The following is a 17,088-nucleotide window of genomic DNA, read 5'->3' as shown; positions in this document are numbered from 1 at the left end:
AGGAACGAAGGATCACACTTGTAACTCGACAAAGCTAGCGACCCCATCTGTGTGGGAGCTGTTTGATGAGATTTCTCGTTCCTCGAAATGACAAAAAATACGCTGATAATTTAAACTCTCGTATGTTTCCATTTTCCTTTACGGAAGACAATGATACAGGCAACCGCCAATACAATTTCCGAAAGAAGAATCGCGGTAAAAACTCCATTTGATCCAAATTCCAATGAAATTCCTAAAGCATAGGCGAGGGGAATCTGGACGATATAAAACATTAAAATATAAAGCCAGGTAACTACTTTGACTTCGCCGGCTGCGTTGAGCGCTCTTGAAATCACCATTGTATATCCCAGAAGAATATATGCCATTGATATAAAATGTATGTATCTCGTACTAAACGATATCACTTCAGGAATATCCGTAAAGATTTTTACAACCGGAACGGCGAGGAAAATCCAGCAGATTCCTATGATCACCAGAAATCCCATGTTTAACATTCCTGCTCTCCATACTGATTTCTCGGCTCGATCCGGTTGTTTTGCTCCAAGATTTTGTCCGGTTAATATTCCGGCTGCGTTTCCAAGTCCCCAGGCCGGCATTGTTGCGATCGAAGTTACTCTTTGTGCTAAAATATATCCTGCCAATGCATTGGGTCCAAAATGGGACATAATCTTGATCATAAATACCCAACTTGAAGCGGGAATAATAAATTGAACCGTTCCGCCAAATGCCAGTTTTACGACTCTTTTTAAAATGGCGAAATTGAGTAATAATTGTGCCTTTCCAATTTTCATTACGTTTTTACCTCGCACTAAATAATAAGCCTGATAAAGTACGCCAATAACTCTGGCAATTAAGGTAGCTAATCCCACGCCAAGTAAACCGTAAGCTGGAATGGGACCCCAGCCATAAATAAATACGGGACACAAAATAATGTTGATTGCGTTTGAAAGCCAAAGGATTCTCATTGCGGTTGAAGCATCGCCCGCGCCACGAAATATTCCGTTGATTACGATGCGCAGAATCAGGAATCCGCTTGAGGCAAACATCACGATTCCGTACGTAGTTCCTTCCTGAACCATTACTGCCGAAAGTCCCATTGCGTCCATAATATCAGTTGTCCAGATTGCGCAGACAACACTTATAATGGCTGCAATTGGCGTTGTGATGTAAATAACCTGCATGGCGGTTTGTCCGGCGGCTTTGAATTTTTTCTCACCAATTCGTCTTGAAATCATTGCCGATGCTGCAATTCCAAGTCCTATTGAAACCGAATAACAAAAGGTGATAAAAGTTGTCGTTGCTCCGGCAATAGAAATGGCATTTGTGCCTAATCTGCTCACAAAAAACAGGTTTGAACATACAAATAAAGATTCCATCAAGAGCTCGGCAACCATTGGAACCGACAATAAAATAATGGTTTTGTTGATGCTTCCGGAAGTGAAATTACTTTCGGTTCCGGCAAGCGAACGCCTTAAAAGACCAAAGAAAGAGCGTGTTTTTAAAATTGCTTCTTTCATTAGTTTTCTTTTACGGTTAGTACTTCTTCATGGATCAATTGATGCAGCGGATTTGGAATAAAACCACTTTTTTTCATGTGTGGAAATCCGACAGTTTCTTCATAACCATTATATAAACGTCGGCTATTAAAGATGAGGCGTTTAAACTCAGGAATGAACAAATTGTATTTATCAAACAAATCCTGTAATTCCGGATGTTCCTGCTGAAATTCTATAACAATTTCATGAACGCAATTCCAGAAAGACGCTTCAGAATAATCTGCCGTTGTAATTAATACGTCGCTCAGATATCTGAAAAAAGCATCAAAAACAGCAATAAGAATCGTTAAAGGCGCATTTTCAGGATTTGGAGAAGTATTAAACATATTATCGATAAATTCCTGAGGAAGCTTTTTCTTTCCTTCTTCATTAATTAAAATATCTCCCACAAAATCTTGTAAAGCGATTCGGGTTGGGACATAATCCTTTAGAATCAAAATCACGTTTTGCCCGTGAGGATCAATGCATTAGGAATGTTGGTAATAAATTTGAAGCACCGGTTTTAAATACGCGGTCATATACGCTTTTAACCATTGTTCTGTAGAAATTCCTGATTTTTCGATCAATTCTTCGACAAGGCTTTTGCCATGATCGTCGACATAAAGCAGTGCCGCCATTGTCATTAGATTTTCGCCGTGTTTTAGAAAATTTATTGGGCTTTCGCGCCACATCGCACCCAAATATTCATTGTATTGATAAGGATAATTTTCAATTTTGCTATAATTTGGATGTGTGTACGAAACCGAAACCATTTCGCCCAGAAGCACAACGCCCATTTTTTGCAAATGCTGATCTTTTTTTAAAATGTCCTTAATATATTCGGTTAAAAGTGGCGCAATCGACAATTGTTTCGGACACAAACCTCGAATATGGCTTGTATTCAAGATTGACATGGAAGTTTTTACATAATGTTTATTGGGTTTACTCTGATTGAAAAAAGTACGTATACTTTGCTGCGGACTGTAAATATCTTCGGTCAATTCTAACGGAATCAGGTTTTTAGATGCAATATCATTGGCAAACTGCATGACAAGTTTATTTTGCCATTGCCATAAATGGACTGGAATAAAAATGTAATCGTCCGGATTTACTTTTGACTGATTGAGCTTATTTTTAAGTTCCGATAATTTTTCAGCACCAATTTCATTTTCATAAAAACTTTGTTCATTCATGTCACTTTGTAAACGTAAAGTGGCTCTGTTTTTATGAGCGGCAACCCAAACCAAACGTGTCTTTTGACCGGATTCTGGGGTGAAATTTTCATAATCTTTTGAGTCAAAACCAATTCTGCCTTTGTTTACAATGACCCACGGATGACCGTCAAGACTGTGTTCTATGGTTTGAAAATCGGCATCGGCCAATTTTGAAGCCGACAAACGACGTCTTGAATGAATAAAAGCATCGGCATATAAAGTATGAAGCAATTCCTCGACATAATGTGCAAGCGTGAATGAGTTGACTCCAAAAGTTTCCTGAAGTTCAATAAAGAAATTCGGTACATCAATGTGATCTAATTTTACTTCGTTTTCTATTTTATAAATGCTCTCTTTTACAATATGCCAATAGTGGAGAAACCTCGGGTAAGCCGAAAAACTATAATAAATATTCTCCTTGTCAGTGTCTAGGATAAAGTGGGTAAGTCCATCTTCATCTTTGCTGATTATTTGTGGTTTTGCCACATCTTCCCGCATTAATTCGGCAATACTTTTCGCAAGTAAATTTCGATTTACCTGATCCCAAGTGACCGCGTTGAGATGTTGTGCGTCTTTGAATGTGTTTTCTGGGGTTATCATTCTAGTTGTTTTTCTAATTATTTAATTGCTTGTTTAATCCGTTAAGGCATCATTTTAACACATACAGACATAGGTTTTGTATTCTCAATAAAGGCGTTTCACTTATTTTTAATGCACAAAGCTTGCTTTATGAAAGAAATATATTTCTCTTTTTTGTCTTTTTTTGCAACTAAAATCTATGTTTCTATGTGTTAAATAAAATCTTCATTAATACACAGATTACTCGTTTATTAATTCCAGCACATTATTCGCAGACAATTCTGAAGTTGCTTTTTGTACACCAAATTGCTGGAATGCAATTCTTTTTTCGACTTTATATACTTCACGATTTGCAAGTTGATTGATGATGCAGGAATTTCTGTAAGCGCCCATTCCTAAATCCGGAGTCGAAAGTCCGTGCGTATGTAATTCAGCATTCTGAACAAAAATATCCGTTCCGTTTTTGTCGATTGTGTAATTGCGATTCACATTAAATAGACCATTTTCCAGACGATTGATTTTGCTTTCAATTCCGGATAAAATTGCCGGTTCTTTGTATTTATAACCTGTTGCCAGAATCACATAATCGCTTTGATCTTCAAATGGCTGATCGAGTTCTGTGTGAATAAAATCCAGATTATAAGTTCCGTCAGCTTCTTCATTGACCGAAGTCAGGCGCATATTCGAGCGTAATTCGACATTTAGCGGTGTATCTTCTAAACTCATTTCGTATAAACTATCGAAAATTTCGTTGATTAATTCCTGATCAATTCCCTTGTAAAGTCCGTGTTGTCTGGCTAAAAGGTGTTTTCTTTTTTCATCGGATAAACTATGAAAATGATCCACATATTCCGGAGAAGTCAATTCCAGCGTTAGTTTTGATTTATTATCAAGCGGAAAAAAGTGAGACGAACGCGTAAACCATTTTAGCTTTAATCCGTTTTGGGTTGCCGGAAGAAGATCACGGAAAACTTCGGCAGCACTTTGTCCTGAACCAATTACAGTTACAGCTGCGTTTTTAGGAATACGAGATTTGAAATTCAGGTATTTTGAAGCGTGAATTAAATTAGGCAATTCAGGATCTATAAAATCAGGAATATGCGGTGAGGTTCCTGTTCCCAAAACAATTTTAGTGGCATAATAAGTTGATGTTAAACAAGTCTGAGTATTGATAACCATGACTTTATAAACATTATCAACATGATCTATTGAAACCACTTTATGTGAGAATTTGCAATTAGGCAATTGCGAAGCGACCCATTTGCAATATGCATTATATTCCCGCCTGTAGATAAAGAAGTTTTCACGAATGTAAAACGTATATAAACGTCCGCTTTGTTTGATATAATTCAGAAAACTATGCTTATTTGTTGGATCAGCCATTGTGACTAAATCTCCTAAAAACGGAACCTGAAGCGTTGCATTATCCAACATTAATCCCGGATGCCAGTCAAAGTTTTCTGACTGATCAAAAAATAATGCTGATAAATCTTCAACGGGTTCGATAAGAGCGGCAAGACCAAGATTGAAAGGCCCAATCCCAATCCCGATTACTGAATATATTTTTTCTGTACTCATTTTTGTTTTTTTATGAATTAAACCTGAGGTGCTGCAACTGTGTTATTTTGAAAATCTTTTGCAGCAGGAAATTTTGCCCAATACCATTCTCTGTAACAAAAATTAAGATTGGCTTTTTTGTGTGGCATTTCGATTACTTTCTCGATTTTGAAACCTACATGCGCTTTGTTCATCATCGATGCAATTGAATCTACAGCACCTTCGCCCACCATTTTGCCCACTTTTGATTCTCCCATAACAAAATCCATCATAGATTGTGTTGATGGTGAACCGTATTTTAGTTTTGGATCAATTGGTGCAATAAATTGATGCGTTCCATAATCTGATGGTAAAACATCATAATAATTGCCCACAATATCACGGCTTGCCCAATATACTTCGATATTAAAAGTAGGAACGCCGTTTGCTTCACCTATAAAACTATGCGAATGATCTCCGGGAACCAGCATTCTGTAATAGGCTTCGAGTTCGCGAATTGGCCAGTTCATCTGCCAGATTTTTAATGCATGTTCACGATGAAACCATTCATGAAGCATTTCTAAATCCTTATCAATATCTACCGGACGTAATGTGATTGTGACGTTTTCTTTCTCAAAAAAGCGACTGAAAAGGGTGTTGTTTTCTTTTGGATTAATCAGTTTTTTAGAGAAAAAGTGTTTGTTTAGTGGGTTTGGAAAAGTTTTGTAAACCGCAGGATTTGTTCTTGGAGCGCTGGCTTCGTCCATATTGTTCAAACTCGTCAATAAATTTCCTTTTACGACTAATTTGACACTATTTGTAAAGTGTGCCACCAAACCGGTTGTATCTAAATCTTCTTCTTTTTTTAAGGCTTCGTAGATTAAATTAAGAAGTACAGTTTCATCAGCGAGTTTATTTTTGCCCAAAGTATTGACAACCCCAAACAAGTGATTTACTAAAAGATAATATCCCCAGAAATCAATAATTCTACTTTCTGCAATAAAAGATCTGCTTTCTTTTCCGAAATCAGGAATCAGTTTTTCCAGTTCTTCGACTTTTCCCTTACGGAAGAAATAACCCTGATTGTCTCTAAAATATAGTTTTGAAGGGAACAGATTCTCATCAAATTCAACAAGCATATTTTGCTGATGAAACTCAGAACCAAATCCGTATTTATTAAAAATACCAACCAAAGGCGTTATCGTAATATTCAGATATTGTTTGAACCATGCAAGCGCCGTTTCGGTTACAGATGCATTTTGTCTTTTTGCAGCTTCATTGATTAAATTCAGCATTCTTGGTGATTCGCCTAAAACCCCATCCTGACAAAGCGAAGCTACCATCGATATATTTTTCCTGGCATTAGAGCCGTGAAAAGGATTTTGACGCACACTTGTACTGAAACCGTCAATAACTTTGTCATTATACGTTACGGCAATAAAAGCAGGATCAGTAATTAGTTGAATTTGAGGATAATCTTTTTGGATTCCTTTTCCCCAGTCGGTTTTCATTAATTGTGCGGCATCATAACCACGATTTAATTCATGCAGATAATTGACACGGAAGGAATTAGTGATTTTTACATGCAAAGAGAATTTGTACATCCATTCACTTTCGGCATTATAAACCGTTCTCACAGATGAAGTTGCAGTATATGAAGGTCCAAAATGCCCCAGATTAAAAAGAAGTTGTTTGGATTGCATTTCTTTAACTTCCGCTTGTTCCAGTAAAAAATTGGCTTCCCACGGATGCGCTGGAACTACTTTATAATTGGAATAAAAAGTCAATAATTCTTTCGCATTTTCATCTGCATATTTAGAAATTTCGTCTCTTAGATAACCTGTAATTAAATAATCTTCGGCACTTTTTTCGATTACATTTTCAGGATGAACGAGGAAAAAATGTAGCGGAAATTTTCCTGAAGTTTCAGGAGAGTATTGAAGCAATTCTTCTTTAGTAAAACCTTCACGGCTTTTTGGCAAAGGATGAACGCTGTGTCCTAAAATCAAAGATTGTTCTGATTGTATAAAACTTTGTTCAGGATTATTGGCTTTTTGATCGCTGTTTTTATAATGTTCCAGATATAAAGCCAGATTTTCGATACTATTTTCCATACGTTTTTGCGTAGGAACTGCATCTAAATCAGGATATTCTGTTTTAGAAAATTCGCTTACAAGCTGCGTAAATTCCATAGGATTTATTTCCCTGAATTCGTCTGTAGCGCTATTTCTTGAAACAACCGGAAAACGGAAAGAATGAACGCCACTTTCAGAAAAATAAGTCAAAGGCGCAAAAACTTCCTGACCAATTGTTGTAAAATCAAATCTTAAAAAGGAACTATGATCAATGGTTTGCATGAAATCAGCAAGAGTTGGATCGTATTTGGGAATACCTTCGTAACGGCACCAATTACTGAATTCTCTGCAATAACAATTGAGCAGGGATTTAAAATTTACCTGTTCTGCCACTTGGCGAAAATTAGTTAAGTCTGTGGTATTCATTTCCGTTTTGTTTTATGAGGTTAAGTATTTTTTTAATGTCATTTAGGGTTGTAATCGGATTGAAAATGGTGAATTTCAAGTAGAATTCTCCGTTTACTTTTGTGCTTGCAACGAGAACTTCTCCGCTAAAAAAGAGTTTTTCTTTAATGTATTGATTGACTTCGCAAGAGTTGGATTCGGCTGGACCGTCAAGATATCGGAACACTAAAACGCCCATATCAGAATGACATAAAAGTTCAAAGTTGTCATCAGATTCTATATATTCGGCTGTTTTTTGAGTGGTTTCAATTATCGTATCTGTAAATTGTCCCAATTTTTCCTTGCCCATATAGCGAAGTGTAAACCAAAGTTTCAGCGCATCAAAACGGCGTGTACTTTGTATAATCGATTTGTTGATTTGTGCGGGAAGTGCGTCGTAATTTTGTTCTTTTGGATTCAAATAATCAGCGTGATGCTTGATAATATTTAAGTGAAGTTTATTTTTTACGATAAAAGCGCTGCTGCTTATTGGCTGAAAAAATGATTTATGATAATCAATAGTTACCGAATCTGCGAGTTCGATTCCGTTTAAAAGATGTCTGTGTTTATTGGATAAAAGCAATCCGCAACCGTAAGCGGCATCAACATGAAGCCATAAATTATAGCGTCCGGCAATTTCAGCAATTGCTTTTAATGGATCAACATTCCCAAAATCTGTAGTTCCTGCAGTTGCAGTAATCGCGATTGGGATATTTCCTTTTTCTATTTCCTGAGCAATGGCTTTTTCCAGTTTTTCAGGATCCATGCGGTATCTTTGATCCACGCCAACATGTACAATCGCCTGTTCGCCAAGACCCAGAATCCAGGCATTTTTATGATTGCTGAAATGCGCTTTATCAGAAACAAACACTCTGAATTTTGATGCATCAGGCGGAAGTCCGTTAAGTTTTATATTCCATTTTTGAAACTCTAAAGAATAATAATCCCTGGCTAAAAGCAATCCCATAAGATTACTTTGCGAACCTCCGGCAGTAAAAATACCATCGCCTTTTGTGTAACCAATTTGCTCGCTTGTCCAGTCAATAAGTTTACGTTCCATAAAAGTTCCGCCCGCACTTTGATCATAGGTATCTTGGGATGAATTTATGGCACTTATCAAAACTTCGGCAGCCAATGCAGGGATTACAACGGGACAATTTAAGTGCGCGATATATTCCGGAAGGTGATAAGCGGTGGCGTGTTTGACATAAATATCGTCAACTTCGTTCAGCAGACTTTCGTAATCGGGTAGGGGCGATTCAAAATCTATAGCATCTACTTTTGTTTTCATTTCGTCTGGTCTGATGCCGCTGAAAGGTTTGCGATTGTTTTTCAGGAAATTCGAAACGCGTTCTTGTGCCAGTTTTACAGCCTGCGCATATTCAGCTTCGGAATTTTGGTGGAAAATGTCTTTGCACAAATCCTGTTGGGCGAGAAGTCCTTTTTCGGCGACTTCTTCATTGATTAGTGTGGTATTCATAAAGTATTATTTAGGGGTTTGTTATTATTATTCGAGATAAATCACTTTTTTAGATAAAGGAGTTCTTTTCTTTTTAGAGGATTTTAAGTCTTTTGGATAATAGCCGAGGTAGAGAAGTCCGAGTGATTTTTCGTTTTCTGCCAGATCAAATTGTGCCACATAATCTATTGCGACCCCTTTGGTACTCCAGTAACTTCCTATTTTATGTGCTGTGCAAGTCAGTGCAATATTTTGTACTGCCGCTGCAACTGCTGCGATTTCTTCCCATTCTGGTAAATTGATTTTGGTATTTCGAACCATGATTACGCCAATCATGCAAGCAGAATTTAAAGGATATTTTCTCAGGTAATTCAATTTCTCTTTTTGGGCTTCAGCCGATAATTCGGTATAGAAATTTTTATAATACTGCGCCATAAATTCTCCATATTCCTTCAAATATTTTCCTCTAAAAACAATAAATCTCCAAGGTTCTGTCATTTTGTGATTTGGAGCCCATATTGCATTGATCAAAATCTCTTCAAGCAGTTTTTCAGGTAATTCTTTTTTGATAAACTCACTTGCATAGACACTTCTTCTTTTCCGAATATTCTTTGATATTTTTTTTAGTTTATCAGAAGAATCTGAAGTATTGATTTTACTGGGTTTGTTCTTGATTTTCATAAATTTTTTAAATTTTTCTAAGAAAATTCTTTTTATTTAGATGAAATAAAAATATATTTGTAAGTAATTATTATTTAGAATAAATAAAAATAGTGTAGAGCAAATGTATAAATTAATCTGAATAAAAAAAATAAATCTTAAAAAAAATATACGAATGTCCGTACATATTGATTCAGACTCTTTATGATGAAGGATTATATGTTATTGATTATTACGTATTTGAATTTTTAATCCCCAATCTTTTAGTAACTAAAAAACGAATTGAAAAAATGAAATCACAATCAATTATTGCAGATGAAATAGCTGCCGAAACTAGTTTAAATTTTTAAATTCCTACAAATCCGTTAATCGTAGCAATAACGCCTCAGGAGAGGAATATTTTATCGAATGTTGGCAATCTTTTAGTAAAGGCATTTGGCAATTATGAAAACCCCGATTATATCGCTGCGCTGCATCTTCACGCTTTTCAATTACTTCCTGAACGACTTAGTCGAATTTTGAGTCAATTTGGTTCTGATTTTTCGGCAAATCAATATGGCGCTATTGTTTTTCAGGGACTTTTAGAGGTGGATCAGGACGATTTAGGTCCAACTCCGCCAAACTGGCAAGGTGCAGATTATGATAAACTGAATAAATACGGGTTTATTTGTTCGCTGCTTCATGGTGCAGTTCCTTCAAAACCTGTTCAATATTATGCCCAGAGAAAGGGAGGAGGTTTACTGCATGCGGTAATTCCGGATGAAAAAATGGCCGCAACACAAACCGGATCAGGATCTAAAACTGATTTATATGTTCATACCGAAGATGCTTTTTTACTGAATCAGGCTGATTTTTTGAGTTTTTTATATTTAAGAAATGAGGAAAGAGTTCCTTCAACTTTATATTCTATTCGTTCTCATGGCGCGGTAAATGAAAACATGGAGAAATTATTTGATCCTATTTATCAATGTCCGAAGGATGCTAATTATGAAGATAATCAGATGAATCCGGGACCTACGGCTTCTGTATTATATGGAAACCGACAACTTCCTTTTATTCGTTTTGATGCTGCGGAACAAATCTTTAACGAAAATGCGGGGCAAACTCCGGAAGCACTTTATAATTTAACCGAATTCTGGAATGAAGCCAAAGAACTTATAAATAGTGAATATGTGCCCAATTCCGGTGATGTTATTTTTGTAAACAATCATTTATGCGCACACGGACGAAGCGCTTTTGTTGCCGGACAACGAGAAGAAAATGGCAAAATGGTAAAATGCGAACGCCGACAGATGTTAAGAATGATGAGTAAAACTAGCCTAATTCATATGAGATCTGTAACCCAAACTGATAATCCGTATTTTGTTATGGAGGAACATTTGGGAAATATTTTTGATCTTGATTAGTATTTAAAATTAATCTTTTAAAGGCGCTAAAACCCAAAGTTCAAACGTAATTTTGTCCTTCCACGAAGGAGAAATCGCACTTGTGAATCGACAAAGATTGGCATATTCTATATGGAGTTTCTGGTGTGATTTCTCCTTGTGTCGAAATGACAAACCTTTGGAGATTTTTTGAAGTTTTCTACTTATATTTCCGCGATGACCTTCTACGGGTTTTTTGGATAAAAATAAAAATTCTGCGATTAGATTGCTTGTTATTTAGAAAAAGCCGGTGAAGATTTTACCGGCTTTTTTATGATTATTTTCTAACGTTTATGCTAATTATATAACGTGATATCTCTATTTTTGTAAATCAACTTTTGACGGTAAGTGTTATATTTACTATATTACTTCTAAGTACTATTAAATTCATGACTTTAGATAATTGGCCAAAAAACATTCAGAAATATCTTTTTCTTCTAAAAGATGATTTTTTTCAAATACCCTATTTATTTAATTCTCCTGAGGTTATGATAGATAGTTTATTAAAAATTCCGGTCATGAATCACTTGCCTTCAAAACAAGTAATTAAGTTAAAAACATCTCTTTGTAAAGCAAGATTGTGTTACAGGGAAATTGAAGATGGTTTCTGGCTTTTGGTTATAAATATGATTATTAAGGAAAATATAGTTACGTGATCTTTTTATGATCCTAATAAAGTTAGTGATTATTATTTGTTGACTTTTTCGGTATTTGAATATAAAGTTCAGGTAAAAGAGGAGGAGGAAATAAGCATTTTAAGTACATGCTGGACTTTTAGTAAACCGGAAACTGAGATTTCAAGTTATTTTTATAAGGGGGCAACCGGCGGTTTTTTTAGCTTTGCAATTACAAAGGATTGGGCAAGTAAAAACTTTAGTTCTAAAAAATTCAAAAATAGCCGTGCCATTAAAAAGTTTTTAAATGGTGAGCGCGGCTCTTACACCTGGATGGATATTGCACCAAAAGCGCATGAAATGGGAGCAGAGTTATCTGAATATTTAGAACAGGCAAACAGTCCGGAAACTGATATGCCGGCTTTGAAGAAAAAATCAATGAAACTTATCATGGAGTTTTTTGATAATGCTTTTGATGATAGCCGTATAACAGACAATATTTCTTTGAGTAATTTAGACTATCATAATGTGGCTAAAGCCGAAAAGATCATCTTACAAAATTTACATCTTCCGTTTATTGGCATTGAGGTTATAGCTCAGGAAGTACATACATCTCCAACCAAATTAAAATCGAATTTCAAGATTGTTTTTGGCTTTTCGATGCTGCAATATCATAAGGAAAAAAACATGCTATTGGCAATGCAATTGCTCCAGAATTCCAATATTCATGTTCAGAATATTGCTCTTTTAACGGGTTATGATTCGGCTGGCAGATTTGCCGCAAGTTTTAAAAAACGATTTGGTCAACTGCCTTCTGAGGTGCGTTTTTGATTCAGCCGAAAAAGTTTTTTCCAAAATCATTCTTCATTTTTGCTAAAAAACGTTCAAATGTGTTTTTTACGTTTTTGAATTAATTTATTGATTATTAGTATTTTATGTAAAACGTAAAATCGATAAAAATAATTCTTTTCTTTCAAAAAAATCAATTTTATTCCTGTTTTTAAAAATGTCGTAATTGACTATTCACAGGTTTAATTTTAATCTACATTTGACGATCCAAAAAAAATATACGACGATATAAAAATAATAAATTACTGTGCTGGTGGTGCTTATGGTCCTTTTGCCAAGTTGTAAATTATTTTAGAATCGTCTTTTTTGTTTTTGATATTCGGCTTAAAAATAACTTTTTCGATTATTTCGTTTTTATGTTTTCAACCTGCAGGTTCAATAATTTTATAAGATGTATAGTTGTATTACTATCTGTATATTCTTCATATCAATTTCTGAAAAAAATTAGTCTTACAATTCTGCAACTTTGGAATGCTTTAAAAAGTTACTCCAATTCTTCAAAAAATAATTTCATTGATTTTAAACTTCAGCCTTTTCTTTTTCTTCAGGGTTATTACAATGAAATAGAATCTATAATTAGAGAGTTTTCTATAGCAGATACTTCTAATCAATCGCATTTTGAAATTATTTCAATAAAAAATCAAATACTAAAACCATCCTTCCGCATTTTACGTACGTAGCGGAGTTGGTTAATGTAAAAGTCTTGTTAATTGCTGAAATCATACTGATTACGGGCATTTAAGCTTGATTTTGATTTTACAATATTTGGAGATTAACGATCTCCAATTGCTTTTTTTCATAAGAATTTAATTATTTATTATATGGTGAACTTTACTTTTTTAAAAATTTTATTGGCGAATAAAAAAAGGGGTCTTAACCGACTTTTGGTCTGTCTTTTTTTATTATTTAATTTACATGGTTTTTCTCAAACGAATATTTCTGGAATAGTAAATAGCTACTTTTCAGTTACGGCTATTAATCAGCCGGTTTGTGCTCCTTGTGATTTAACTTGCGTTAATACTATTACAGTTAGCAGTACTGCAGGACTTTCTATTGGAGATAAAGCTTTGATTATCCAGATGAAAGGTGCAGATATAAATGTAAGTAATAGTATTTCAGGTGGAGCTATAACTGCAATTAATAATACGGGTAACTATGAATTTTTTCAAATTAAAAGTATTGCCGGTAATGTAATAACACCTGTTTATCCTTTGGTAAAAAGTTATACAATTGCAGGTCTTGTACAGGTTGTCAGAGTTCCTAAATATACAGGAACAGTTAATATTAATGCAACTTTGACGGCAAAGGACTGGATTAACACTGATAAAACAGGAGGAGTTTTAGCTATTCAGGCTGATAAAGTAACTTTTAATGCCAATATAGATGTTGCAGGAAAAGGCTATCAGGGAATCCAAATGCTAACAAACGGACCTGATAATAATTGTAATACGAATCCTAATACACAATATGTTCAAAGCAGTACTTATACCGGCTCTTTTACCAAAGGAGATGGAATAGTTTTAGACAATACGGCTTCAAACAGAGGACGTTCACCGCGTGCAAACGGTGGAGGTTCTGGTGTTGCAGGTGATTCCGGTGGTGGTGGTGGATCTAACTTTGGTGCCGGAGGAGAAGGTGGTAAACGTTGGTGCGATGTTAATGGACTAAATGCCGGAGGTATTGGAGGTGTTAGTTTAGCAACGTACTTTAATCAGGATAAAGTTTTTTTAGGAGGAGCCGGAGGTTCAGGGTATGTAACAACAAGTAATCCTTCTTCTGCTGCTGATGGTGGTGGTATTGTGATTATTTTTGCTAATGAAATTGTTGGAAATGGTTATTCAATTATAGCTAATGGTTTTGCTCCATTAGCAGTTAATCCTTCAGGTTCTCCGGATGGTGGAGGCGGTGGTGGTGCCGGAGGAACGGTAGTTTTAAAAACTCCTGTTTTTACAGGTAATCTTATAGTATCTGCTAAAGGTGGTGACGGACAAGATTTAAATACAAATGTTGTCCACGGACCCGGTGGTGGTGGTGGTGGTGGTGCATTACTGTATTCTTTAGCAAGCCTGCCCGCAAACGTAACATTGATTTCCAGTGGTGGTATTGGTGGAGAACATTCTACAGCCGAAAGAAATGGTTCTCAGGATGGTTTAGCAGGAGGAAGTGTTTCATTATACATTCCTATTGAAAATCCTAATTATGAAGGAAATCAGGATAATGATGGTCTGAACGTAGAATGTGATTTAGATGATGATAATGATGGTATTTTAGATACGGTAGAAATTGGTAGTTTACCGGATCCTTTTGGAGACCAAGACGGGGATAAAAAATTAAATTATGTTGATAAAGATGCTCCGGGATTTATAGATTCAAACTCGGATGGTGTTGATGACAGATATGACGAGGATCTTGACGGAATAATAAATCAACTTGATTTAGATTCAGATAATGATGGATGCCCTGATTCTGTAGAAGCATATGGAACTTTTGCAGCAGATCCGGATTCAAATGGTTATTATGGTACAGGAAATCCTCCTGTAACAAATGCCGCAGATGGTAAAGTTACGGCTGCTTCATATGCAGCACCAATAAATACAAATGGTTCATCAAAAGCCAATTATTTAGTATCAAACAAAGTTTCGATTACTACACAGCCAACTGATAAAACGACAAACCCTACTTTAAGTACAACTTTTGCAACCTCTGTTACAGGAACTCAGCTTGTATATGTTTGGAAGCAAAGTATTGATAATGGGCTAAACTGGACAACTGTTGTTAATGGAGGCACAAGCCCAGTTTATTCAAATGCAACTACTAATTCGTTAACGTTAACGAATATTCCACGTTCCTTTCATAATTATCAGTATAGAGTTGACATCACAAGTACATCAAATGTTTGTGCGCAACTTTCATCAAATGTGGCTATTTTAAAAGTCATCAATAGAGTACCCGTTGCTGTAAATGATAATTATACCGTTGCAGAAGACAATACCATAACGTTAACTCCGCTAAATCTGGATTCAGATCCTGATGGAGATACTTTGAGTATTACTTCAATAAATGGAACTACTTTAACAGGTGGAGTACAAACAATTTCAGTAACAAACGGAACAATAAATATTTCGGCTTCAGGCATAATTACTTTTACTCCATTATTAAACTTCAACTCAGCTACAGCCATAAGTATTCCTTATGTAATTAGTGATGGTTATGGCGGAACTGCTACTGCAAATGAACTTGTAACAGTAACATCGGTAAATGATAATCCGGTTGCTTTAAACGATGCAATCACCACAAACCAAGACACGGCGGTAACAATCAATGTTACTACAAATGATTCGGATGTTGACGGCACAATCGATGTGGCAACAGTAGATTTGGATCCTGCAACACCAGGAATCCAAACCACTTTTACTGTAACAGGACAAGGAACTTACACGGTTAACAATTTAGGCGTGGTGACTTTTACACCAGTTTTAAATTATAACGGAACAGCAACTCCAATCAATTATACGGTAAACGACAATAACGGAGCGGTATCGAATATTGCGACAATTTCAATTACGGTAACATCGGTAAATGATAATCCTGTTGCAAACAGTGACACAGCAACAACAAACGAAGACACGGCGGTAACGATCAATGTTACTACAAATGATTCGGATGTTGACGGCACAATTGATGTGGCAACGGTAGATTTGGATCCAGTAACACCAGGCATCCAAAATACTTTTACGGTAACTGGTCAGGGAACTTATACGGTAAACAATTTAGGAGTGGTGACTTTTACACCAGTCTTGAATTACAACGGAACAGCTACTCCAATCAATTATACGGTAAACGATAATAACGGAGCGGTATCGAATATTGCTACGATCTCAATTACGGTAACAGCTGTAAACGATAATCCTGTTGCAAACAATGATACTGCAACAACAAACGAAGACACGGCGGTAACGATCAATGTTACTACAAATGATTCGGATGTTGACGGAACTATTGATGTTGCGACAGTTGATTTGGATGCTGCAACACCTGGAATCCAAAACACTTTTACCGTAACTGGAGAGGGAACGTATACGGTTAACAATTTAGGCGTGGTGACTTTTACTCCAGTATTAAACTATAACGGAACAGCAACTCCAATCAATTATACGGTAAACGATAATAACGGAGCGGTATCGAATATTGCTACGATTTCAATTACGGTTACTTCGGTAAATGATAATCCGGTTGCAGTAAACGACGCAATCACGACAAATGAAGACACGGCGGTAACGATCAATGTTACTACAAATGATTCGGATGTTGACGGAACAATTGATGTTGCGACAGTAGATTTGGATCCAGCAACACCAGGCATTCAAACTACTTTCACCGTAACTGGTCAGGGAACTTACACGGTTAACAATTTAGGCGTGGTGACTTTTACGCCAGTTTTAAACTATAACGGAACAGCCACTCCAATCAATTATACGGTAAACGATAATAACGGAGCGGTATCGAATATTGCTACGATTTCAATTACGGTTACTTCGGTAAATGATAATCCGGTTGCAGTAAACGACGCAATCACGACAAATGAAGACACGGCGGTAACGATCAATGTTACTACAAATGATTCGGATGTTGACGGAACAATTGATGTTGCGACAGTAGATTTGGATCCAGCAACACCAGGCATTCAAACTACTTTCAC

General features: G+C 36.0%; 11 protein-coding genes. 4 read left to right on the top strand and 7 right to left on the bottom strand.

Annotated features, from left to right (window positions below; all coding sequences use genetic code 11):
• Window positions 1-110: 110 nt before the first annotated feature.
• The 7 genes from KHA90_RS00405 to KHA90_RS00380 form a co-directional block, all read right to left on the bottom strand.
• Window positions 111-1,517, bottom strand: a complete 1,407-nt coding sequence (locus tag KHA90_RS00405) for an MATE family efflux transporter (RefSeq protein ID WP_213293638.1) — start codon at window positions 1,515-1,517, stop codon at window positions 111-113.
• Window positions 1,517-2,020 carry an IucA/IucC family C-terminal-domain containing protein gene (locus KHA90_RS25300; RefSeq protein WP_317197361.1) on the bottom strand — a complete coding sequence of 168 codons (504 nt, stop codon included), beginning with the start codon at window positions 2,018-2,020 and terminating at the stop codon, window positions 1,517-1,519. Before KHA90_RS25300 ends, KHA90_RS00405 begins: the two co-directional genes overlap by 1 nt.
• 3 nt (window positions 2,021-2,023) lie before the next feature.
• The gene (locus KHA90_RS00400; RefSeq protein ID WP_244860209.1) at window positions 2,024-3,349 is read right to left on the bottom strand and encodes an IucA/IucC family protein; all 1,326 of its coding nucleotides are present in this window, start codon (window positions 3,347-3,349) and stop codon (window positions 2,024-2,026) included.
• Between the two features lie 219 nt (window positions 3,350-3,568).
• A complete protein-coding gene (locus KHA90_RS00395) occupies window positions 3,569-4,906 on the bottom strand; it encodes a lysine N(6)-hydroxylase/L-ornithine N(5)-oxygenase family protein (RefSeq protein ID WP_213293636.1) in 1,338 nt (445 codons plus the stop codon).
• A 17-nt stretch (window positions 4,907-4,923) separates the two neighbouring features.
• Window positions 4,924-7,365, bottom strand: a complete 2,442-nt coding sequence (locus KHA90_RS00390) for a GNAT family N-acetyltransferase (protein ID WP_213293634.1) — start codon at window positions 7,363-7,365, stop codon at window positions 4,924-4,926.
• Window positions 7,343-8,863 carry a pyridoxal phosphate-dependent decarboxylase family protein gene (locus KHA90_RS00385; RefSeq protein WP_213293632.1) on the bottom strand — a complete coding sequence of 507 codons (1,521 nt, stop codon included), beginning with the start codon at window positions 8,861-8,863 and terminating at the stop codon, window positions 7,343-7,345. Before KHA90_RS00385 ends, KHA90_RS00390 begins: the two co-directional genes overlap by 23 nt.
• A gap of 27 nt (window positions 8,864-8,890) precedes the next feature.
• Window positions 8,891-9,523 (bottom strand): nitroreductase family protein, encoded by a 633-nt coding sequence (locus KHA90_RS00380; RefSeq protein WP_213293630.1) that lies wholly within the window; start codon window positions 9,521-9,523, stop codon window positions 8,891-8,893.
• Between the two features lie 497 nt (window positions 9,524-10,020).
• Between KHA90_RS00380 and KHA90_RS00375 the strand changes: the two genes are divergently transcribed.
• The 4 genes from KHA90_RS00375 to KHA90_RS00360 form a co-directional block, all read left to right on the top strand.
• Window positions 10,021-10,908, top strand: a complete 888-nt coding sequence (locus KHA90_RS00375; protein WP_244860208.1) for a Fe(II)-2OG oxygenase family protein — start codon at window positions 10,021-10,023, stop codon at window positions 10,906-10,908.
• Window positions 10,909-11,315: 407 nt separating this feature from the next.
• A complete protein-coding gene (locus tag KHA90_RS00370; RefSeq protein ID WP_213293628.1) occupies window positions 11,316-11,582 on the top strand; it encodes a hypothetical protein in 267 nt (88 codons plus the stop codon).
• Between the two features lie 36 nt (window positions 11,583-11,618).
• Window positions 11,619-12,371, top strand: a complete 753-nt coding sequence (locus KHA90_RS00365) for a helix-turn-helix transcriptional regulator (protein ID WP_213293626.1) — start codon at window positions 11,619-11,621, stop codon at window positions 12,369-12,371.
• A gap of 839 nt (window positions 12,372-13,210) precedes the next feature.
• The coding region (locus KHA90_RS00360; RefSeq protein ID WP_213293623.1) for a beta strand repeat-containing protein at window positions 13,211-17,088 on the top strand (3,878 nt) is incomplete at its 3' end.

Origin of the sequence: Flavobacterium psychroterrae (assembly GCF_018380615.1) — a bacterium.
Lineage (GTDB): Bacteria > Bacteroidota > Bacteroidia > Flavobacteriales > Flavobacteriaceae > Flavobacterium > Flavobacterium psychroterrae.
The sequence above is the reverse complement of the archived record's forward strand: the minus strand, read 5'-3'. Positions and strand labels throughout refer to the sequence as shown.